14 protein-coding genes are annotated in these 15,319 nt (G+C 64.8%); 4 read left to right on the forward strand and 10 right to left on the reverse strand.

Translation table 11 applies throughout. The features are described from left to right. Positions 1-3 precede the first annotated feature (3 nt). Both ACODRW_RS18080 and hemE read right to left on the reverse strand, forming a co-directional pair. Complete coding sequence (locus tag ACODRW_RS18080; protein WP_488906355.1) at positions 4-2,178, reverse strand: primosomal protein N'; 2,175 nt, start codon at positions 2,176-2,178, stop codon at positions 4-6. Positions 2,179-2,745: 567 nt separating this feature from the next. Further along, positions 2,746-3,813: a uroporphyrinogen decarboxylase gene (hemE, locus tag ACODRW_RS18085; RefSeq protein WP_107800326.1), complete on the reverse strand. Its 1,068-nt coding sequence runs from the start codon at positions 3,811-3,813 to the stop codon at positions 2,746-2,748. Between the two features lie 108 nt (positions 3,814-3,921). Between hemE and ACODRW_RS18090 the strand changes: the two genes are divergently transcribed. Then, positions 3,922-4,602 (forward strand): Dph6-related ATP pyrophosphatase, encoded by a 681-nt coding sequence (locus tag ACODRW_RS18090; RefSeq protein ID WP_107800327.1) that lies wholly within the window; start codon positions 3,922-3,924, stop codon positions 4,600-4,602. Here ACODRW_RS18090 and ACODRW_RS18095 read toward each other — a convergent pair. The 4 genes from ACODRW_RS18095 to ACODRW_RS18110 all read right to left on the reverse strand — a co-directional run bounded on the left by ACODRW_RS18095 (position 4,590) and on the right by ACODRW_RS18110 (position 7,564). Then, the gene (locus ACODRW_RS18095; protein WP_199225917.1) at positions 4,590-5,435 is read right to left on the reverse strand and encodes a substrate-binding periplasmic protein; all 846 of its coding nucleotides are present in this window, start codon (positions 5,433-5,435) and stop codon (positions 4,590-4,592) included. The two genes, ACODRW_RS18090 and ACODRW_RS18095, sit on opposite strands and share 13 nt — an antisense overlap. Before the next feature lie 85 nt (positions 5,436-5,520). Next, positions 5,521-6,036, reverse strand: coding sequence for a chromate transporter (locus ACODRW_RS18100; RefSeq protein ID WP_227104672.1), 516 nt, complete (start codon positions 6,034-6,036; stop codon positions 5,521-5,523). Continuing rightward, positions 6,033-6,590, reverse strand: a complete 558-nt coding sequence (locus tag ACODRW_RS18105; RefSeq protein ID WP_235087073.1) for a chromate transporter — start codon at positions 6,588-6,590, stop codon at positions 6,033-6,035. The genes ACODRW_RS18100 and ACODRW_RS18105 overlap by 4 nt, the downstream gene beginning before the upstream one ends. Positions 6,591-6,685: 95 nt before the next feature. Further along, positions 6,686-7,564: a LysR family transcriptional regulator gene (locus ACODRW_RS18110; RefSeq protein WP_488906356.1), complete on the reverse strand. Its 879-nt coding sequence runs from the start codon at positions 7,562-7,564 to the stop codon at positions 6,686-6,688. A gap of 106 nt (positions 7,565-7,670) precedes the next feature. On the opposite strand from ACODRW_RS18110, the gene ACODRW_RS18115 reads away from it, so the two are divergent. Beyond that, positions 7,671-8,270, forward strand: coding sequence for a short chain dehydrogenase (locus ACODRW_RS18115; protein ID WP_235087068.1), 600 nt, complete (start codon positions 7,671-7,673; stop codon positions 8,268-8,270). A 64-nt stretch (positions 8,271-8,334) separates the two neighbouring features. On the opposite strand, the gene ACODRW_RS18120 is transcribed toward ACODRW_RS18115, so the two are convergent. The 4 genes from ACODRW_RS18120 to ACODRW_RS18135 form a co-directional block, all read right to left on the reverse strand. Next, complete coding sequence (locus ACODRW_RS18120; protein ID WP_488906357.1) at positions 8,335-8,853, reverse strand: hypothetical protein; 519 nt, start codon at positions 8,851-8,853, stop codon at positions 8,335-8,337. A gap of 26 nt (positions 8,854-8,879) precedes the next feature. Beyond that, complete coding sequence (locus ACODRW_RS18125) at positions 8,880-9,050, reverse strand: hypothetical protein (RefSeq protein ID WP_488906358.1); 171 nt, start codon at positions 9,048-9,050, stop codon at positions 8,880-8,882. A 117-nt stretch (positions 9,051-9,167) separates the two neighbouring features. Further along, a complete protein-coding gene (gene parE, locus ACODRW_RS18130; RefSeq protein WP_107800332.1) occupies positions 9,168-11,132 on the reverse strand; it encodes a DNA topoisomerase IV subunit B in 1,965 nt (654 codons plus the stop codon). A gap of 131 nt (positions 11,133-11,263) precedes the next feature. Continuing rightward, positions 11,264-11,791 carry an RNA pyrophosphohydrolase gene (locus ACODRW_RS18135; RefSeq protein WP_019103838.1) on the reverse strand — a complete coding sequence of 176 codons (528 nt, stop codon included), beginning with the start codon at positions 11,789-11,791 and terminating at the stop codon, positions 11,264-11,266. A gap of 198 nt (positions 11,792-11,989) precedes the next feature. Here ACODRW_RS18135 and pssA point away from each other — a divergent pair, with 198 nt between their 5' ends. Then, a complete protein-coding gene (gene pssA / locus ACODRW_RS18140) occupies positions 11,990-13,330 on the forward strand; it encodes a CDP-diacylglycerol--serine O-phosphatidyltransferase (RefSeq protein WP_488906359.1) in 1,341 nt (446 codons plus the stop codon). Between the two features lie 94 nt (positions 13,331-13,424). Further along, the gene (locus ACODRW_RS18145) at positions 13,425-15,212 is read left to right on the forward strand and encodes a GAF domain-containing sensor histidine kinase (RefSeq protein WP_488906360.1); all 1,788 of its coding nucleotides are present in this window, start codon (positions 13,425-13,427) and stop codon (positions 15,210-15,212) included. Positions 15,213-15,319: the final 107 nt, after the last annotated feature.

Below are 15,319 nucleotides of genomic sequence, written 5' to 3' on the forward strand. Positions count from 1 at the left end.
CGATCACATGTCTTGCGGATCCACGTCCAGCGACCAACGCAGGCCGCGTCCATGGCGTTTGGCCGCCGCTTCCACCTGCGGCAGCAATGGGTTCAAAAAAGCGTGCAGCGCCTGCCGTTGCGGCGCTTCCAGCACCAGCTGGGCGCGTTCGCGATTGGCCAGCCGCGCCATCAGCGCCGGCGCCGGGCCGGCGATCAGCACCTCCGCCGCCAGCGGCTCGGCCAGCCGGCGCACTTCGGCCAGGAAGGCGGTGGCCAGTTCCAGACTGGGACTGTCGGCGCGCAACAGCGCTTGATAGGCGCAGGGCGGGAAGCCGGCGATGCGTCTCTCGTCCAGCAGGGTCTTGGCGTAGCCGTCGAAATCGTGGCGCGTCAGCGCTTGGTATAGCTCATGATCCGGCCACTGAGTCTGGATCAGCACTTCGCCGGGAGCGTCGGCGCGGCCGGCGCGGCCCGCCACTTGCATCAGCTGCGCGAACAAGCGCTCGGAGGCGCGGAAGTCCGCGGAGTACAGACCGCCGTCCGCGCCCAGCGCCACCACCAGCGACAAGGTGCCGAAGTCGTGCCCCTTGGCCAGCATCTGGGTGCCCACCAGCATGTCCACCTCGCCGGCATGGACCTTGCGATAGATTTCGTCCCAGGCTTCCTTGCGGCTGGTGGTGTCGCGGTCTATGCGCAGGATGCGCGCCTCGGGAAACAAGCGCGTCAGCGCGGACTCCAGCCGCTGGGTGCCTTCGCCCAAGGGTTTGATGTCGGGATTGCCGCAATCCGGGCAGGCGCGCGGCACAGCCTCTTCCCAACCGCAATGGTGGCAGCGCAGCTTGCGCTCCAACAGATGAACCACCAGCTTGGCGGAGCAGCGCGGACAGCCACTGCTCCAGCCGCAATCGGTGCAGGCCACCACCGGCGCGAAGCCGCGGCGGTTGATGAACACCAGGCTCATCTCGCCGCGCGCCAGGCGTTGGCGCAACGCCTGGATCACCGGTTCGGACAGGCCTTCGGCCAGCTTTTGCCGGCGCACGTCGACCAGTTTCACCTCCGGCAGCCGAGCCGCGCCGTGAGCGCGCCGGCTCAGGGACAGCCGGCGATAGCGGCCGGCCTCGACATTGGCCATGGTTTCCAGGCTGGGCGTGGCCGAGCCCAGCAGGATGGGCACGCCGGCCTGGCGCGCGCGCCAGATCGCCAGATCGCGCGCATGGTAGCGCAAGCCGTCCTGCTGCTTGAAGGAGCCGTCGTGCTCCTCGTCCACCACGATCAAGCCCAGGCGCGGCAGCGGCGTGAACACCGACAAGCGAGTGCCTATCATCACGTCGGCGCGCCCCTGCCAGCCGTCCAGCCAGCCCCTCAGACGCTCGCCGTCGGCCAGATGGCTGTGCTGCACCGCGATGCGGCTGTCCGGAAAGCGCTGGGTGAAGCGTGTGATCAGCTGCGGGGTCAAATTGATTTCCGGCACCAGCACCAGCACTTGGCGGCCGGCGGCCAACTGGTCGGCGATCAGCCGCAGATAGACTTCGGTCTTGCCGCTGCCGGTAATGCCGTGCAGCAGCCAGGGCTGGTAGCCGGCCTGGCCTCGCAAGGCGTCCAGCGCGGCCTGTTGTTCTTCGTTCAGTTCGGGACTGTCCGCCACCCGCAAGGGCGTGGCTTCCGGCTCCACGCGGCGGACCTTCTTGTCCGCCAGCCAGTCCGCCAGCACCTTGCCCGCCTGCGGCGTCACCGCCTTGGCGGCGGCCAGCGTCAACGCGCCGTCCTGTAGCGCCTGCCACAGCGCCAAGCGGGCGCGCTGGCGGGCCGGCGGCGCTTCCGCCTCGCCTTGCGGCGTCAGCGCGTACGGCCGTTCATCCGGCAAGGCGATGTCCCGGGGCTCGCGCAGACCGGTGGGCAAGGCGGTGAACAGCGCCTGCCCCAGCGGATGGTGGTAGTAATCGGCGGCGAAGCGGACCAGGGCCATGAAGTCCGCCGGCAGCGGCGGCAGTCCGCTCAGCACGGACTCCAGCGGCTTGAGCTTGGCCGGGTCGATACCCTGCTGAGGTATATCCGTGACAACCACGCCACACAGCCGGCGCGGCCCGAAGGAAACCGCCACTCTTTGCCCGGCCATGACAGACAACTGGGTCAGGTAACTGAACGTACCTGGCAGCGGCACGTCCACGGCCACTTGCACGATGCTTTGCTGCCCCATCCGGCGCGCCCCCGAAGACAAATGCTGTTGTGACAAGGCTTTGCGGCCACTGTGCACAGATGCTGTGGATAACTTTGTGAACAAGCTGTCGCCTTGAGGTCGAAACGGCCCCAGATCAACATTTCCGTTAGATTGCGCAAAAATTAATCAATTATTTTTCTCTTTGTTTTCAAAGACTTAAATTGATCAAAAAAACATGAGCAATCGGCTTGACAAGAACCTGAACTCTGACTAGCAAATGTGCATAACTCCGAGAACGACTACGGTTCGCCTTGTCAATATCCTTGTTCATCCCAGTGTAAAAATACAATCCGGCCGCAGGAGAACCATTGGCCGGACAGGTAAGGATACCCCGACGACGCGCGGATGGCCTCAGGGGAAAAGTTAAATTTTCTGTTGAAAAAACAAATCCTTTTCCGCCGGCCGCGCTAACAGCAGCTTGATGCCGGATTTAGACACTGATAAAGCCGGCTTTAATGCCCGCCGGCCCGCGCCAACTTGGTGCGCCCGCCGGGGGGTATCGCGCCGGAACGGCAGAAACATGCCGCCGGCTTGAAAAGCGGTTTTTCAGCCCGCGGCATGGTAGGAGCGCGACAAGCGGTGCACCGCGTCCACCAAGGCTCCGGCATGCTCCGGTTTGACGTGCTGGGAGATGCCGTGGCCCAGATTGAAGACATGGCCGCTGCCGGCGCCGTAGCTGGCCAGGATGCGCGCCACTTCGCGCTCGATGGCGGCGGGCTCGGCGAACAGCGCGTTGGGATCGAAGTTGCCCTGCAAGGCCACCTTGTCGCCCACCCGGGCGCGCGCGGCGCCCAGATCCGTGGTCCAGTCCAGGCCCACGCAGTCGGCGCCGATGGCCGCGATCTCTTCCAGCCACTGTCCGCCGCCCTTGGTGAACACGATCACCGGCACGCGGCGGCCGTCGGCCTCGCGCTTCAGTCCGGCGACGATCTGACGCATATAGGCCAGCGAGAATTCTCGATAAGCCGCCTGGGTCAGCGCCCCGCCCCAGGTGTCGAAAATCTGCACCGCCTGCGCGCCGGCGTCGATCTGGGCGTTCAGATAGTCGATCACCGTGCGGGCGTTCACGTCCAGGATGTGATGCAGCAGTTCCGGACGGCTGTAGAGCATGGCCTTGACGTGGCGGAAATCGTCGGAACCGCCGCCTTCTATCATATAGCAGGCCAGGGTGAACGGGCTGCCGGAGAAGCCGATCAGCGGCACGCGGCCGTCCAGCGCCTTGCGGATGCTGGACACCGCGTCGAAGACGTAGCCCAGCTTGTCCAGCGCCGGCACCGTCAGCGCGCGGACGGCGGCTTCATCGCGCAAAGGACGCTCGAACTTGGGGCCCTCGCCTTCGGCGAAGTACAGGCCCAGGCCCATGGCGTCCGGCACGGTCAGGATGTCGGAAAACAGAATGGCGGCGTCCAGCGGGAAACGCTCCAGCGGCTGCAGGGTGACTTCGGTGGCGTAGTCGGGACTGGTGCACAAACCCATGAAGCTGCCGGCCCGGCTGCGGGTGGCGCGGTACTCCGGCAAATAGCGGCCGGCCTGGCGCATCATCCAGATCGGGGTGTATTCGACGGGCTGGCCAAGCAGCGCGCGCAGGAAGGTATCGTTCTTGAGCTGGGTCATGCGGCAATCAGTCCTGAATGACGAAAAAATAGAGCGTCATTATACCCGAGTCCCCCGGCCCAGTCCCCCCGCTTGGCGGCGCGCCTCCGCACGGCTAAGCTGTGCGCCATGAAGAAAACCGTACTCTTGTCCTGGAGCAGCGGCAAGGACAGCGCCTGGGCCTTGCATGTGCTGCGCCAAGATCCCGACGTCGAAGTCGTCGGCCTGTTCACCACCGTCAATCAGGCTTTCCAGCGCGTGGCCATGCACGCGGTGCGGGTGGAACTGCTGCAGGCGCAGGCCGCGGCGCTGGGTCTGCCGCTGCGCCAGCTGGCCATCCCCTACCCTTGCGGCAACGAGGATTACGCCAGCCGGATGGCCGACTTCGTCAACGCCTGCCGCGCAGACGGCGTCAGCCATATGGCCTTTGGCGATCTGTTCCTGGAGGACGTGCGCGCCTACCGCGAGCAGAACCTGGCCGGCAGCGGCATCGCGCCGCTCTTCCCGCTGTGGGGCCTGCCCACCGCCGAGTTGGCGCAAACCATGCTGCGCAGCGGGCTCAAGGCCAGGCTGACCTGCCTGGACCCGCGCAAGCTGCCGCGCGAACTGGCCGGCCGCGAGTTCGGCCAGGCCTTGCTGGACGCGCTGCCGCCCGACGCCGACCCTTGCGGCGAATACGGCGAATTCCACTCCTTCGCCTGGGACGGCCCGATGTTCCTGCGCCCGGTGCCGCACGCGGTGGGCGAGACGGTGGAGCGGGACGGATTTGTATTCACGGACTTGCTGCCGCTGGACCCTCAACGCGGATAGAACCACAGCTCCTTGCGCTGCAGCGGCGTCTCCTTGGGCAGCAGGGGGTTGGGCAGCTCGATGATGCGCCGCTGCGCCAGGTTCAAGGCGCGCAGGCGCGGACCGTTGAAGCGCAGGAACAGCTTGTCGAAGCTGCCGTCCTTGATTGCGGCTTCCAGGCCCTGAGTCAGCGCCCGGGCCAACTCCGGCCGGCGCGGCGACACGAAGAAATAAAAAGCCGCCGGATAGTGCAACACAATGTAAGGGTCCAATACCAGGCCCTTGGCGGCGTCGGACTCCAGCTCCTGGCCCACCTCGATCACGCTGCGCGGGAAATAGTCGAAACGCCCCTGACGCAGCATGGCGAACAGCGGCAGGTACAAGGGGCTGGCCACCACCGGCAAACCGGCGGCGCGCAGAATCTGCGTATCCGGCCAATCCTGCCCTTGCCCGGCGCTCAGCGTCTTCAAATCCGCCAGCGTGAACGCCTTTTCAAACAGCCGGGCGCGCTTTTGCGACACCAGCGGCACGCGCCAGCCGATCAAGCCCTTATACAGGGGAATCCGCACCGGCAGGGCCTTCTGTTCTCGCTCGCGGCTGCTCATGCCCCAGAACAGATCCACGCCGGCGTCGCCGTGCGCCATCTGCTCCAGCGCCCGCCCCTGATTCATGTCCAGCGCGCTGCTCAGCTCGCAACTGAGTTTGGCCTCGCTGCACGCCAGTTGCAGCAAAGCCTGCATATAGGGCAGATGCGGGTCTTGCTCTCCGGACACCAGCGCGTAGCGGATAGACAAAGTTTGCCCCTGCGCCGGCAGCGCCAGTACGCACAGCAGCAGCATCAAGATTCGCGTCAATGCGCGCCCTCCCGAGAAAACCCTGTTCATTATGGCCGCCGCTTAGACGCTGTTCAAAGTCAGCCGCGCTTCATTGAGCCGCTGCTTAGAGCCAGCCCAAGCCGCCCAGCAAAGCGCCGGCCGACAATAGCCACAAGGGATTGATCGCAGTGCGCCACGCCGTCAGCGCCACCGCGCCGCACAGCAGCCAAGCGCCCGCGTCGGCATTGGCCGCCTGGCTCAACAGCCAGGCGCTGGCCGCCACCAGCCCTATGGTCAGCGGCGCCAGTCCCCGTTGGATTGCCCGGGTCAGCGGCGCCTGCTGATAACGCTGCCACCAGCGCGCCACGTAATAACTCAACACCGACGATGGGCCGCAAATGCCGAGCATGCTGACCAGAGCGCCCGGCACCCCGGCCACCTGCCAGCCTATCAGACTGACCACCAGCACATTGGGGCCGGGCGCGGCCTGGGCGATGGCGAACAGCGCGGCGAACTCGCGCGCGTTCATCCAGCCCTGCTCCACCACCAGGCGTTGCAGCTCGGGTATCAGCACATTGGCGCCGCCCACCGCCATCAGCGACAACAAGGAAAACTGCCATAGCAGCGTCAGCAGTATCACGCGCCCTCCTTCGGCCGGTCGCGCCAGGCCAAGCCGATGGCGACGGGCGCCAGCAAGGCCAGCGACCACAGCAAGGGCAGTTGCAAGACGCCCAAGGCGCAGAAAGTCAGCGCCGCCACCAGCGCGCACCACAACTTGCGCTCGATGCGCGCCAGCAGCCGCAGCCCCATCGCCGCGATCAAGCCGGCGGCGGCGGAGGCCAGGCCGTGCAACACATTCTGCACCAGCGGCAGTTGCCGATAATGGCCGTAGAAGGACGCCAGCAGCAGCACGATGACCATGGGCGCCAGCAACAGGCCGGCGATGGCGGCCAAGGCTCCGCTCACGCCGTGAAAGCGGCTGCCCACCGCCACCGCGACATTGACGATATTGGGGCCCGGCAGCACTTGCCCCAGGCCCAGCACCACGGCGAAATCCGCCTCGCTCAACCAACGACGGCGCAGCACCATCATCCGGTGCGCCTGCGGCAACACGCCGCCGAAACCGGTCAGCCCGATCGAGAAAAAGCCGGCGAACAAATCACGCCGGCTGGGCGTCCGCACATCCGCTTCCATGCCCTTTCCTCTCGTCAAATCAGCCATGCGTCCACGCTACGCCGATGCGCGCCGCAGCTCAAACGAAAATCGCTGACAGGCCCTGTCAATAAAACTCACAGCGCGCCCAGGCGCTCCAGAATGAAGTCTATGAACACTCGCAGCTTGGGCAAAGGCCGGCGGTCCTGCAGATAAATCAAATGCATGGGCTTGGGCGGCGGCAAACAGCCCGGCAGCACCTCCACCAGCCGGCCGGCGGCCACATCGTCGCCCAGCAAGGCCTCGGCTTGCAGCACGATGCCGCCGCCGGCCAGCGCCACCATGCGCAGCGCCTGGCCGTGATTGGACTGAAAGCGGCTGGCGCGCGCCCACTCGCCTGCGCCCAGCAATTCCCAGCCGTCGTCCTTGCGCCACAGCGAGAAACCCAGGCAATCATGCGCGGCCAGATCCGCCGGCGTGCGCGGCACGCCCTTGCGCGCCAGATAGGCGGGCGCCGCCGCCACCACCATCCGATAGGGCTGCAAGGGCCGCGCCACCAGGCCGGAGTCCGGCAGCCGGCCGATGCGAAAAGCGGCGTCGTAGCCGTCGGCCACCAAGTCGACCAGCTCGTCGGACAAACTCAGGTCCACGGTGATGTCCGGATAGGTTTGCATGAACTCGGCCAGCAGACCGGCCAGGCGCAGAGAGCCGAAAGTCACCGAGGCGTTGACGCGCAGCACGCCGCGCGGCGCGCCGCTGATCAGTTCGGCCCCGCTTTCCGCCGCGCGGATTTCCGCCAGAATGGACTGGCAGCGCTGGAAATAGTGCGAGCCCAGTTCGGTCAGTTGCTGACGGCGGGTGGTGCGCGCCAGCAGCCGGCCGCCCAGCCGCTGCTCCAGGCTGGCGATATGCTTGCCCACCATAGGCTGGGACAAACCATGCGCCTCCGCCGCCGCGGTGAAGCTGCCGCGTTCCACCACCGCCACGAACAGCTCCATGCTCAATAGGCGATCCATGCCATTCATAACCCACAGTTTTCAATCTTGTTCATCTTAGCGGATTAATCAAGACGCCGCGCGGGCGCAGAATGGCCGGGTCTTGTACTTGTCCGGGAGATCCCCCATGAAAAAGATTCTCATCGTCGGCGCCCACGGCACGCTGGGCCAGGCCGTCAGCCAGGCGCTGTCCCATCATCAGCTGATCAAGGCCGGCAGCCGCCGCGGCGACGCGCTGGTGAACCTGACCGACGGCGACAGCATTCGCGCGCTGTTCGAACGCATAGGCAAGGTGGACGCCATCATCAGCGCCACCGGCAAACTGCATTTCGGCCCCCTGGCGGAAATGAGCGCCGAGCAGTTCCGCGTCGGCCTCAAGGACAAGCTGATGGGCCAGGTGGAACTGGCCTTGATCGGCCAGCACTATCTGAACGCCGGCGGCTCCATCACGCTGACCAGCGGCATCGTCAGCGAGCAGCCCATCCGCTTCGGCAGCAACGCCAGCGCGGTGAACTCGGCGCTGGAGGGCTTTGTCCGCGGCGCGGCGGCGGAACTGGACGGCGGGCGTCGCATCAATGTGGTCAGCCCCAATGTGCTGCAAGAATCCTGGGAGCAGTACCGGGACTTCTTCCCCGGCTTCGAGGCGGTGCCGGCGGCGCGCGCGGCGCTGGCCTATGTGCGCAGCGTGGAAGGCGTGCAGACCGGTCAGACGTTGCGCGTCTGGTAAGCCCGGCGCCTTAGAAACCGTTCAATGTCGGTAGCGCGTCTGCGCTACGGCCTTGAACAGCGCCTTAGTCGTAAATCGTCAGCAATTCGGCCATTTCGCGCCTGCCGGCGGCGGACAGACAGGCGGCCTTCAGTTTGCCCAGCATCGCGGCGTCGCGCGCCAGCTCGCTGCGCTTGGACACGTAGAGCGCCATCGGTTCGTCGCCATGCGCGTATTCGGTCAGATTGGGCAGGCTGCCGCCCATCTGCCGCAGCGCGTGGCCGCAGCCGGGACGCACGCACATCATCGCGTCCAGCCGGCCGGCTTGCAGCATGCGAAAACCCTGCGGCATGTCCGACACCTCCACCGGCGCTGCGCCGCTTTGGGCGATAAAGCCGTCCAGGGTATGGGTGCCGCGCAGGACGCCCAGGCTGCGCTGGCGGAACCAAGACGGGCCGATGGGCGTCACCAGGCCGCGGCGATGATAGAGCACGGAGATGCGGATAGACGCCGGCCGGCACAACTCCACGGCGAAACGCGAACGCTCCGGCGAGGCGGTCACCAGCGCCAAGGCGTTGCGGCCCTGTTTCAGTTCTTCTATCACCCGCGGCAGAGGCCGAACGTCTTGGGTCAGCGCCAGCCCCCCTGCCGCGCGACGAAGCGGATGAAACGCGGCGCCAGGCCGTCCTGGCTCGCGCCGTCGCCCCAGGGGCCGATGTCCTGGCTGGAAGAGTGGTAGCCGGCCGCCAGCGCGGGCAACGCCAGCCAGCCCGCCAACAGTCCCCGCCATTGCTTGGCCATGCCTTTCCCCTTGAGTTGAGACGCCGCGCCTAGCCTCACTATAGCCCGCAATGAAAAAGCCCCCGCAAGCAAGGCTCGCAGGGGCTTTCCGTCAAGCGGAACCGCCGGCGCGGCCGCTCAGATGTCGGCCTCGACCGCGTTGCCGTTGGCCTCCATCCAGCTGCGGCGGCTGGAGGCCTCGCCCTTGCCCATCAGCATGACGAAAGTGGACAGGGTCTGCTCCAGTTCGCCGACGCGCACCCGCACCTGCGACAGCCGGCGGGTGTCCGGGTTCATCGTAGTGTCCTTCAACTGCTCCGGGTTCATCTCGCCCAGGCCCTTGAAGCGGGAAATGCTCCAGGCGTTTTCTCGCACGCCTTCGCTGCGCAGCCGGTCCAGAATGGCCGTCATCTCGCCTTCGTCCAGCGCGTACAGCTTGCGCGGAGGACGATGCTTGCCCTGCCCCGGCACGTCCACGCGGAACAGCGGCGGCTGGGCCACGTAGATGTTGCCGTTTTCGATCAAGCGCGGGAAATGGCGGAAGAACAGCGTCAGCAACAGCACCTGGATGTGGGAACCGTCCACGTCGGCGTCGGACAGGATGGCGATCTTGCCGTAACGCTGGCCGGACAGGTCAGGACGGTCGTTAGGGCCGTGCGGATCCACGCCGATGGCCACCGAGATGTCGTGAATCTCGGCATTGGAAAACAGCTGATCCTTGTCGGTTTCCCAGCTGTTGAGCACCTTGCCGCGCAAGGGCAGGATGGCCTGGTATTCCTTGTCGCGCGCCAACTTGGCGGAACCGCCGGCGGAATCGCCCTCCACCAGGAACAGCTCGTTGCGATCGATATCCTCGCTCTCGCAATCGGTCAGCTTGCCGGGCAGTACCGCCACGCCGGAGCCTTTTTTCTTTTCCACCTTCTTCACCGACTTCAAGCGCGACTGCGCCTGGCGTATCGCCAGCTCGGCGATTTTCTTGCCGGACTCCACGTTCTGGTTCAGCCACAACTCCACCGGATCGCGCGCCAGGCCGGAAATCAGCTTCAAGGCGTCGCGGCTGGTCAGCTTGTCCTTGGTCTGCCCCTGAAACTGCGGGTCCAGCACGCGGGCGGACAATACGAAGCGCACGCGGCTCCACACATCCTCGGCCATCAGCTTGACGCCGCGCGGCAACAGATTGTGGTGGTCGATGAAGCTCTTCACCGCGTCGAACACGCCGGCGCGCAAGCCGGCCTCGTGAGTGCCGCCCACCGGGGTCGGAATCAGGTTGACGTAGCTTTCGCCGCTGGCGCCGTCTTCGAACCAGGCCATGGCCCACTGCGCGCCTTCGCCCTTGGCGAACTGCTCGTGATCGTCGCCGATATAGGCTTCGCCGGCGAACAAGGGCGCCACCGGCTCGTCGCCGTTGCACAGTTCCGCCAGATAGCTCTTCAAGCCCTCCGGGTACTGCCAAACCTTGACTTCGTCGCCGCTGGGGCGCTCCACCACCAGGGTGACCGCCACGCCGGGCAGCAACACCGCCTTGGCGCGCAGCAGACGCTCCAACTCCGGCAAGGAGTAGCGCGGGCTTTCAAAATACTTGCCGTCCGGCCACACCCTGACCCGGGTGCCGCTGGTGCGCGGGCCGCAATCCGCCACCCGAGCCAGCGGCTCGATGACGTCGCCGCCGGAAAACACCAGGCGGTGCACGCCGCCCTCGCGCTTGACCTCCACCTCCAGCCGGGTGGACAGCGCATTGGTCACCGATACGCCGACGCCGTGCAAACCGCCGGAGAAGGCGTAGGCGCCGCCGTCCTTCTTGTTGAATTTGCCGCCGGCGTGCAAGCGGGTGAACACCAGTTCCAGCACCGGCACGCCTTCTTGCGGATGCAGGCCGACCGGAATGCCGCGGCCGTCGTCTTCCACCGACAGCGAGCCGTCCTGATGCACCGTCACCGCGATCTTGCGCGCAAAGCCGCCCAGCGCCTCGTCGGCGGCGTTGTCTATCACTTCCTGGCAAATATGGGTGGGGTCGGTGGTGCGGGTATACATCCCCGGCCGTTCCTTGACCGGCTCCAAGCCTTTCAGCACCCGTACCGACGACTCATCGTATTGTTGCGTCATGTTTGAATCTTGTTGCTCAGCAAATTACGCCAAACGCCGCGGCCACGGCCGCGGCGCAAAAAAAGACAGCGGGCCAGGCCCGCCGTGTCGCTTCGAGGCCGCGCGCGCAGACGCCGCCGCCCGGCGGCGCGTCAATGCGGCTCCTGGGCGCGGCCAAGCCGGGCCAGATAGGCCTCCCGACTCTCCACCCCGCGCAGGAAGCGCGACAACTCGGCCAACGCGCGCTCGTACACCTCGCGCTTGAACTCGATCACCGCGTCCACCGGCGCCCAGTATTCGTTCCAGCGCCAGCCGTCAAACTCCGGGTGGCTGCTGGCGCGCAGGCAGACATCGCACTCGCGCCCCACCAGCTTCAGCAGAAACCAAATCTGCTTCTGCCCCTTGTAACTGCCGCGCCACTCCCGACGCACCCAATTGGTGGGCACCTCGTAGCGCATCCAGTCGCGGGTGCGTCCCAGTATTTTCACATGTTGCGGCAGCAAACCCACCTCTTCCAGCAGCTCGCGATACATCGCGGCTTCCGGACTTTCGCCTGGCTTGATTCCGCCTTGCGGAAACTGCCAGGAATGCTCTCGCACTCGCTTGCCCCAGAACACCTCATTTTTGCCGTTGATGAGGATGATTCCGACATTGGGGCGGTATCCGTCCCGGTCCAGCATTGGAAAACCTGCAATTCATCTAGTTGAACGAATTTTTGCACATTTCGCCCCGCCTTGCCATGGACTCTATCGCCGGCCCGGCAAAGGCCCGACTTCGTCCGGAACTGCGCTGGCGCAAGGATTGCGCAGGCGCGGACTCCCCCAAGAGGCGAAAACGATGCTACGATTCCACGATTAAACGTCAAACCCAACGCTTACATGGCATTTCTGCTAAAAAGATCGTTGCTGGCCCAGCTGCCCAAGCTTCGCCTGCAAGCCGACGCCATCACCACCCTGCACCAGACCGCCGACTTCCGTCTTAGCCTGCTGGAAGCGATCGCGCAGGCCCGGCACCGCATTTATATCGCCGCGCTCTATCTGGAGCACGACGAGGCCGGTCAGGAAGTGCTGGACGCGCTGTTCGCCGCCAAACAACGCCAGCCCCAGCTGGACATCCGCGTGATGGTGGACTGGCACCGCGCCCAGCGCGGGCGCATCGGCGAGAGCCAGGACAGCTGCAACGCCTCCTGGTATCGGACCCAGGCGCTGCGGCACAGCGTTGACGTGCCCGTCTACGGCATTCCGGTGCAAACCCGCGAGTTGTTCGGCGTGCTGCACCTCAAAGGCCTGATTGTCGACGACCAGGTGCTGTACAGCGGCGCCAGCATCAACAACGTCTACTTGCACAAGCTGGACAAATACCGTTTCGACCGCTACCACCTGATCCGCAACCAGGCGCTGGCGGACGTCATGGCCGACTATATGCACGAGCAGTTCTTCAACGACCCCGCCGTCTTCCGGCTCGATAAGCCGGCGCCGGCCACCCGCAGCATCCGCAAGGAAATCCGCGTCTTCCGCGACAAGATCAGCCATAGCCAATACCGGATTGAAAACCAGGCCGGCGCAGAAGACGAGCTCAGCGTCAGCCCGATTGTCGGCATCGGCAAGGGCAACGCGCTCAACCGGGTGATTCTGGAACTGATTGCCAACACCCGCAGCTCGCTGTTCATCTGCACCCCCTATTTCAACTTTCCGCGGCCGGTAGTGCTCGCCATCAGCAAGGCGCTGCGCCGCGGCGTGCAGATCGACATCGTCGTCGGCGACAAGACCGCCAACGACTTCTACATTCCGCCCAGCGAGCCCTTCCGCGTCATCGGCGCGCTGCCCTATCTCTACGAAATGAATTTGCGCCGCTTCGCCAAGCGCCAACGCCATTACATCGGCACCGGCCAGTTGCGCGTGCACCAGTGGAAGGACGGGGACAACACCTATCACCTCAAAGGCATGTTCAGCGACCAGCGCCACATGCTGCTGACCGGCAACAACCTCAATCCGCGCGCCTTCCGCCTGGACATGGAAAACGCCTTGCTGATCAGCGACCCCAAGGCCGAACTCAAGCACCAGAACCAACAGGAACAGGAAAACATCCTGCGCCACAGCCGGCAGCTGCTGCACTACCGCGAACTGGAAGACGTGCGCACCTATCCCGAGCAAATCAAGAAGCTGCTGACCCGTCTGAGCCGCGTGCGCATCGACCGCATGCTCAACCTGATGCTGTAAACGGTTCAAGGCGCGCTAAAACGCCGCCGTTCCCCGCCGGCATCGGCCCATATGCTAAAAAGATGAAAACGCTTAGCAAAACATGGAGCCCCCGATGCCGGCCATCAAGATCGACACCCAAAACCTGAGCATCAGCCGCGATCTGTCGGAAAAGTGGCAGCAGGTGCTGGATCTGCTGGCCAAAATCGTCGACATCCCCGCCGCGCTGATCATGCAAAAGCAGGCTCCGCGCATCAAGGTCTTCCTCTCCAGCCATAGCCAAGGCAACCCCTACGAAGAAGACGAACTGGCCGACCTCGACACCGGCCTGTATTGCGAGACCGTGATGAGCAGCCGCAGAGAGCTGCTGGTGCCCAACGCCTTGAAAGACCCGGACTGGGATCACAACCCCGACATCAAGCTGGGCATGATTTCCTACCTGGGCATGCCGCTGATCTGGCCCAATCAGGACGTGTTCGGCACCATTTGCGTGCTCGACCGGGCCGAAAACCCCTATAGCCAGACCCACAAACAATTGCTCGGCCAATTCCGCGCTATGGTGGAGCGCGATCTGCACCAGGTGTATCACGATCAGGCCAGGGAACAGGAAGACGCCATCCTGCGCGCGGACGAGGCCGAGCGGGTCAGGCGGGAGTTCGAATCTTTGCGAGCCGGAGAGCAAAAAGCGCTGCAGGCGCTGCGTGAAAGCGAGGAGCGCTGGCATTTCGCGCTGGAAGGCGCCGGCGACGGCGTCTGGGACTGGAATATCGCCGGCGACACCGTCTTTCTGTCCTCCCGCTGCCGACAACTGCTGGGACTGGACGAGCGGGACAGCGAGGCGTTCAAGCTGTGGCAAACCGGCATTCACCCCGACGACCTGCCCGAGGTCGAGGCCGCGATCCAGCGCTACCTGCGCCAGCCGGAAGGGTCTTTCACCTCGGAACACCGTTTCCGCGCGCAAGACGGCTGGATATGGCTGCTGAGCCGCGGCATGGTGGTGGGCCGCGACGAGCAGGGACGGCCCTCGCGCATGATAGGCACCTACTCCGACATCAGCCGGCGCAAGCAGGCGGAATCCGAGCTGCAGCAACTCAACAGCCACCTGGAAGAACGCGTCGCCAAGCGCAGCGCCGAGCTCAAGCAAGCCATGCAGCAAATCAGCATCGCGGAAAAACAGACTGCGCTCGCCCGCATGGTCGCCGGCATGGCGCACGAATTGAACACCCCGATAGGAAATATCCTGCTCAGCGCCTCGGTCTTGCACGCAGACCTCCAGTCCATCATTCAAGCCGATGAAGCCAAACAGCTCTCGCGCGGCAATCTGCAAGATTTTCTGCGCAAGACAGTCGAAACCAGCGAACTGCTACAAAGAAACAGCGAGCTGGCCGGCGACCTGATCGGCCGCTTCAAGCTGATCGCCTCCGATCAACTCACGCAGCCCAAGCGCGCCTTCAAGCCCGCTCAAACCCTCGCCCAACTAACGCGAGCCTTGCTGCCGCCGGAGCACTATCCGGACATCCGACTGACGCTGGAAGCGCCGCAAGATCTGCAAATCGAGAATTATCCAGGCGCTTTAGAGCAACTCCTGTCCCACTTGATCGCCAACAGCCTCGCCCACGGCTTTGACGGGCATGATCGCGGCCATATCGACATCCGGCTGCAAGCGCAGGAAGATGCCCTGCTGCTCTGCTATTCAGACAACGGCAAGGGCATCGAGCCGGAGCTGCAACACAAGGTGTTCGACCCCTTCTTCACCACGCAAATGGGACAAAGCGGCTTGGGACTGGGGCTGGCCATGGTGCACAACATCGTGCACACCATCCTGAAAGGCGACATCCGGCTGGACAGCGCGCTAGGACAAGGCGCTAGCTTCACCATCCGCTTCCCGCCCAACCAACGCTGAGGCCACCAGGCGAAAATCCATAAAAAAAGCCTCCCTTTGGGGGAGGCTTCCGTGTCGCCGTTCAACAGCACAATGCATAAAGCCCAGCTCGTGTGAGCTGGGCTTTG

It is taken from the genome of Chromobacterium sp. FG89 (genome assembly GCF_057808735.1).

What these genes read in the sequence shown, in the direction of transcription:
- ACODRW_RS18080 (WP_488906355.1), bottom strand. Translation starts at nt 2,178, where the DNA reads ATGGGGCAGCAAAGCATCGTGCAAGTGGCCGTGGACGTGCCGCTGCCA.
- ACODRW_RS18090 (WP_107800327.1), top strand. Translation starts at nt 3,922, where the DNA reads ATGAAGAAAACCGTACTCTTGTCCTGGAGCAGCGGCAAGGACAGCGCC.
- ACODRW_RS18105 (WP_235087073.1), bottom strand. Translation starts at nt 6,590, where the DNA reads ATGGAAGCGGATGTGCGGACGCCCAGCCGGCGTGATTTGTTCGCCGGC.
- hemE (WP_107800326.1), bottom strand. Translation starts at nt 3,813, where the DNA reads ATGACCCAGCTCAAGAACGATACCTTCCTGCGCGCGCTGCTTGGCCAG.
- ACODRW_RS18110 (WP_488906356.1), bottom strand. Translation starts at nt 7,564, where the DNA reads ATGGATCGCCTATTGAGCATGGAGCTGTTCGTGGCGGTGGTGGAACGC.
- ACODRW_RS18135 (WP_019103838.1), bottom strand. Translation starts at nt 11,791, where the DNA reads ATGCTGGACCGGGACGGATACCGCCCCAATGTCGGAATCATCCTCATC.
- parE (WP_107800332.1), bottom strand. Translation starts at nt 11,132, where the DNA reads ATGACGCAACAATACGATGAGTCGTCGGTACGGGTGCTGAAAGGCTTG.
- ACODRW_RS18125 (WP_488906358.1), bottom strand. Translation starts at nt 9,050, where the DNA reads ATGGCCAAGCAATGGCGGGGACTGTTGGCGGGCTGGCTGGCGTTGCCC.
- ACODRW_RS18145 (WP_488906360.1), top strand. Translation starts at nt 13,425, where the DNA reads ATGCCGGCCATCAAGATCGACACCCAAAACCTGAGCATCAGCCGCGAT.
- pssA (WP_488906359.1), top strand. Translation starts at nt 11,990, where the DNA reads ATGGCATTTCTGCTAAAAAGATCGTTGCTGGCCCAGCTGCCCAAGCTT.
- ACODRW_RS18115 (WP_235087068.1), top strand. Translation starts at nt 7,671, where the DNA reads ATGAAAAAGATTCTCATCGTCGGCGCCCACGGCACGCTGGGCCAGGCC.